A 6,023-nucleotide genomic window follows, 5' to 3' on the forward strand; every position below is an offset into this window, starting at 1 on the left:
CCCGTTTTGTATAGCTCTAACCTGTTCAACCTCTAATTCTAAGGCGGATGCGACTTGCTCAACGCTTAACCCTAAAGCTAACAAACGAGGAACAGCCTCTAGTGCTTTGTTTAGTCTGCCTTCCTGACGACCTTCCTGACGACCTTCCTGACGCGCTTCCTCGCGCACATCTTGAAAATACTGAGTTTGTTTTAATTCATCTAAACTAAACATAGTTTCTATCTCCCGACGATTGAGAAGCGGTAACTTATAAACGAGAATCGTCTCTATTAATTGTAAGAGTTCTTGGGGTTTTTGGTCGGGGGTTAATTCTTCTCTCACTCTTTGGATTAATTTTCGGGTGCTATCAATCGCTTTTGCTTTAGATAGGGTGATTAATTGGACTGTAGCTAAACCAATCGAAGTTTGAGGAATGTTTTCTAATTCATTCAGATAAATCCGTCTGACTCGCTCGGAGTTGAGGAGTTCCCGATAGCGTTGAACTTGATTGGTTTCTACTTGAGGGTTAGGATAGACAATCACACCCCGCCAATCATTGGTTAAGTCGGTTTTACTGAGATATAAGAATATTTCGGTGAAAAAGCGCTGATAACAAGCCTCATCCTCTTGAAATTGTACCTCACAGAAGTAGATAGGAGTCTGGGGGTTATTATTTTGAGGTAGAAAGACTCCATCAAGACGAAAGGAAAGTTGTTTGACTTCCACTGAGTCAAAGCGGTAGTTATTGGCTTCGGTGATGGGGAGTTGAATTAATTCAAAGAAGATAGAGGGGAATGATTGAAAGAGTTGATAAAAAATCGTGTCAGTTTTCATGCTTTTATTTCTTCATCCGCGCTTGTTCTTAAACCGCATCAACGGACTGGTTAAACGATCGCACAATCGAGACGATCCGATCAGCTTCCTGATCATTAAACATCCCATCTAGCCCTTCGGGATGGTTATCAGTAAAGGGAGGCTCGTAGAGCGCCCCCGGATTGATAACTCCGTTTTTAGCGAGCATATCGATGATATTTTCGATAAAACGGATTTGATTGGCCGAGAAGTTTGTCCCCTGCAAATAACAGGCAAAAGCTTGTTTAGCCGCCTGGCGTGCCGCTACGCGGATCCCTGCGGGATCAAGTCCGACGATTTCCAGGATCAGAAGCTTGAGGCTTTTTGTCTGGCCAAAAACCTCCTCAAAACGCTGACGGCTCTCAATTTCTGCGGCCGAAAATAGCATCTCCTCTAGGGCAGATAAATCCGTCTCCGTTAGGGGGAGATTGCGCCGCAACTTAGCGATCGCAAGGTGATCCTGATGCTCACGGATATAGGCCTCCACTTTCCGGCGATACTGTTCGCGACTAAAAACGGTCTGATGGGTGGGAATATCGACAATCTGCACCTCCCCCATCTCATCGACAAAATCGGTGATCACGATCTGCTGCTTTTGGCGATCGATAAACTTGACCAGATCCCGGACACGCACCCGAATCCCCTCCACCATTGACGGCGTTGCGCCGGTCCACCAGCTTTCGTCCTGCACCTCGCGAATAAAGTCTAATTGTCCCTTAATCATCGGGATATCGGGCTTAGTCTCCAGTTGACCGAGAATATCCCGCACTTTGTCCCGCAATCGCTCATAACTACGGTCGGCCTTGAGAATGGCTAATTGCAGTTTCACACAGAGAAGATCAAACTCCTTGGCCAGGGGATCCTCATTGGGCAGACTATTGGGTAAACCGGCCAAGGAGTCGGCAATGGTGGCCGCGTCCTCCTGACTCAGGTTGTTCCAACGCTGACGCTGACTAAAGGTCTCCACCTGCGGCAAGCGACGACGCACGAGGAAATTATCCCGGGGCATGGTGGCGATGTGTTGATGGAGTGCATCGAGCAAACTCGTGTATAGGTCGCCGGCCCGATCGACTTTGTAAGTAGAGGACTGCTCTCTCGCTCTAGGTGTTGCGCTTTGCTTGGCGGGAGCGAGACGGGTTGCCAACTCGAGGCGATGTTTAACTAGGCGACTGGTGAGGCTTTCGGGTATTTTCTGGCTTGTTTCATCGATATCCTGCTCGAAATACTCGAAATTACTGCAGAGGTCGAAGACCAGAAACTCGGTTTTATGGTTGCCAGGCCCAAACAAATCCTGACAGAGACGGGTCCCGCGCCCGATCATCTGATTGAACTTCACCCGGGAGAATACGGGCTTAAAAAAGACCAAATTGACCACTTCCGGCACATCTACGCCGGTATCGAGCATATCCACCGAGACGGCCAAAATCGGTTCTTTGTTGGCTTCGCTGAAGTCATCGAGCAGACTCTGGGCGTAATTGTCGTGACTGTCAATAATTTTGGCGAAATGGCCTTTGTAGTGAGGATAGTTACTGTTAAAGCGATCGCAGATACATTGGGCGTGTCGGTGATTACGGGCAAAAATAATCGTTTTACCCAATCGATCGCCACTGTTGACCTTTAGCCCCCGTTGCATCAATAATTCTAATGCTTGATCCACGGTGTCGATATTGAACAACCATTGATTAAAGGCAGCTGCGTTAATTGCCTGCGGTAGTTCGCCGCTTTCCTCGTCCCGGAACTTCTCCTCGTAGTCTAGCCGCTCCTGTGGGGTTAGCTCACTGTATTTAACCCCAGTACGCAGAAACTTAAACGGCACAGTAACGCCCTTGGGGGGGACGAGGTGGCCATCCCTAACGGCATCATTTAACTCGTAGGCGAAGGTAGGCACGCCCTGGGGTAGCTGGAAAATGCGGTAGGTGTCCCGGTCTATTTCCGAGCGCGGCGTGGCAGTTAGCCCCACCAGCAGGGCATCAAAATAATCGAATATTTCGCCGTATTTCCGATAAATGGAGCGATGGGCCTCATCGACGATCACTAGGTCAAAATAACCCACCCCAAAGATTCGCCCCTCTGCATCCATGCGATCGATGGCGTTGAGCATGGTTTGATAGGTGGAGAAGATGACGTTAGCCCCCGTCACGTCCTTGCTGCGGGTCAGATCCAGGACGGTAACGCTGGGTAGATGCCGCTGAAAGGCTCGATAGGCTTGCTTTAATAGGGCATTGCGATCGGCCAGAAACAGGACTCGGTTTACCCAATTGGCGCTCTTGAGCAGTTCCACCAATGCGATCGCAGTTCGGGTTTTGCCGGTTCCGGTGGCCATAACCAACAGGGACTTACGGGCGCACTTTTCTTCAAAAGTTTCGGTAATGCGGCGGATGGCCTCTTTCTGGTAGGGACGGCCGACGATATCCTCGTTAATGGCGGTGTCCCTGAGGCGTTTACGGTGGGAACGGCGGAAAATTAGTCGTTCTAGCTCGGTTTTTCGCAGGAAACCGAGGACGGGACGGGGGGGATAGGCGAGATCATCCCAGAGATAGGTTTCATAGCCGTTGCTGTAGAAAATAACGGGGCGTTGGTTGTAGTTTTTTTCTAAGGAGTCGGCGTAGAGTTTGGCCTGCTGTTGGCCGCTGTCGGCGCTTTTGCTGCTGCGTTTTGCCTCCACGAGGGCGAGGGGTTTGCCGTCGTCACCCCATAGTACATAATCGGCGAAACCGCGTCCGGTATCTCCGGGCTTTTGGATGGGCATCCCCTGCAGCTCGAACTCGGTGACGTTGGCTGCTTTGGTATCCCAGCCGGCCTCTTGGAGTAGTACATCGATCAGGTAGCGGCGGGTGTCGGCTTCGTTGTAGTCGTGCTGGTCAGCGATCGCTCGATTTTGGGCGAGGAGGGCATCCCGTTCGGCCCTAGCGGCCGCGAGTTCGGCCTCGGTTTGGCGCTGTTTTGCTTCGGCCAATTGGCGCAGGGCATCGCTTTGGGACAGGCGTTTTTCCAGGTCTTGCAGTTGTTTGGGAGCGGGGGGTGCGGCCGGGGGTATCTTCTGGCGATCGAAGCTAATATCGCCCAATTTTCGCCCATTCTGCCCATAGTAGCGCACCAGCCAGTAGGTGAGATGAAATAGTTCCTCGATCAGGTGCAGGGAGTCCCGTTCACTGATGGGGCTGGTATGGTGGGCGGCGTTGTTGCCGACTTTGTGGATGGTGCGAATTTTGCCGAAAAGTCCTGGTTTAAGGTTATCTTTAAAGGTTTGCTCGTGGATGAGAGCGCCTAGGTTACTTTCCCGGGGCGGTTGCAGGTAGGGGTCGTTTTCATAGAGCCAGCAGACCATTTGTTCTAGGACAAAACGGGTATAGAAGCAACTGGCCCGGGGGTTGCTGAAAACTAATCCCTCCGCTTGGCTGGCATGATCGTAGATTGTCGGGAATTGATCTCGCAGGAAGGAGAAGTTTGAGTCCATATTGCGCTCCCCAGTCTATAACTTTATTATTCCCAAAGTTTTGGCTATCTCTATATTTTACTTGGTTATTGTTTAACAGTTATATAAAAAAACAGCAAGTTCGGTTATTTTATCTAGGGTTTTCCCTAGTGACAGTGTGAGATGATAGGAATCTTGGTTAATTGTCTAACGGTCTTTTTTAATGGCATTTCCCACAAGATTATGGCAGTAATCCGCCGGCTGCCATGGCTACAGTTCCCCCCTAAATGCTCTTTGTAAAAGGGAATTAAAGAGATTTTCGGATTCTTTATTTTCTAATTTCGTTCGATTTGTTGCAATTTTTCGCAAAAAAATCTCAAATTTATCTTGCAGTTCCTTTGGAGGAAGATAAAATTCTATTTTCTTTATTTCACTTTGTCCAATGGTGGACATCGTTACTGTATTTGCTTTAGCAATAATCTGTTTCCTGAGTCCAGGAAAACGCAAAAGGTAGTTCAGAAAGATGCTATTAACTTTTCTTTGGTTCAGGCTGACTCGAATAATGTGACACTCAAAAAGTGCTGAAAAATCCATGCCATCGAAAACATTGTTAAAGCCAATACCCTCACGATTTAAAGAAGATCGACAAAAAAGAATATCACCTTTTGTTAATCCAAACTTTTTCACTTCTTCATCTGTTGGCGTTAAAGTCCTACTTTCAGAACAATCGATAGTGTAACCACTAAAGAGTTCCTTTACCCAAACAACGGGTGTGTCCCCACCATATTCGTGATTTTTCTTAAAAATGCCATTATTTAGTTGGCCGACAACAAGACTACCTAGTTTAACAATCTCCCACCCTTTCGGATTAGTAACAGGATCACCGAACATCTCTAGGAAAGTTGATCGCAATAACTCCTCAGTCAACCGAATTGCCTCTTTGCGCTTGCGTCGCACCCCATCTGCTTTATCTAAAATTGCCGCAATTCTTCGCTGTTCTTCGAGGGGTGGGAGGGGGATTTCTAGTTTCTCGACAATAGATTTGGATATATTCTGTTGCGTTACTCCTCGTCCTTGAAACTCCAAAGTAGCCTTTATGCTAGTTAACCATAGCCTTAAGTAGTTAATATCTAAATGTTCTTTGTCTTTAATTTGTATTCCTAAAATTGCTTGATTACATGATATATCACGCCCTGCAATTGCTAATTTTCCAATAGAGCCATACATTGCCAGTAAAATACTCCCTTTTGGGAAAATTCGATTATTGATAGCCTGTAATCCTTCAACTGTTATGTATTCTTCAGTATCTACAACAATTCCATTTTCAGTATCTAAATCTGCGATTTTTGCCCAAGGTATATTACCGCCATAATATTTATTGTTGCTACGGCGAGGAGTTCCCCCACTATGCAAGATACAAATCTTACCCAGAGGTAATATCGGAAATACAGTAGATTTCTTCATCCCAACATCTCCTTTAACGCGTGTAAAACCTGATCAATCTTATTTTCAAACATAAATCAAATATCCTTTCGGTGGACTAAAGCGGTGGGTTACGACGGATTGTTAGATTGACTTTAACGCCTAGATTGTTGCCGTCTAACCCACCCTACTATGAACTCTTCTCCCCCCTTTTTAAGGTAGGGCTGTTTCATTTAAATTAAGTATAGCTGATTTTGAGTCAATAAATTTGATCGAGGATTCTCAAGTTTATCTTTTTCTAATCAAAAGAGTTAGTCATAATAACTAATCTTTAATCTTCTGCCAATATTTATTA

The 6,023-nt window shown here is 46.8% G+C and carries 3 protein-coding genes; all 3 read right to left on the reverse strand.

Features of this window, described 5'->3' with window-relative positions; translation table 11 throughout:
• Positions 1 to 813: Rpn family recombination-promoting nuclease/putative transposase (locus PN470_RS20990; protein WP_272105038.1), on the reverse strand; the 813-nt coding region annotated here is incomplete at its 3' end.
• A 28-nt stretch (positions 814 to 841) separates the two neighbouring features.
• Positions 842 to 4,288, reverse strand: a complete 3,447-nt coding sequence (locus tag PN470_RS20995; protein WP_272105039.1) for a DEAD/DEAH box helicase family protein — start codon at positions 4,286 to 4,288, stop codon at positions 842 to 844.
• Positions 4,289 to 4,516: 228 nt separating this feature from the next.
• Positions 4,517 to 5,710 carry a restriction endonuclease subunit S gene (locus PN470_RS21000; protein ID WP_271938933.1) on the reverse strand — a complete coding sequence of 398 codons (1,194 nt, stop codon included), beginning with the start codon at positions 5,708 to 5,710 and terminating at the stop codon, positions 4,517 to 4,519.
• Between the last annotated feature and the right edge of the window lie 313 nt (positions 5,711 to 6,023).

This window comes from Microcystis sp. CS-574 (genome assembly GCF_028329095.1).
Classification (GTDB): domain Bacteria; phylum Cyanobacteriota; class Cyanobacteriia; order Cyanobacteriales; family Microcystaceae; genus Microcystis; species Microcystis ichthyoblabe_A.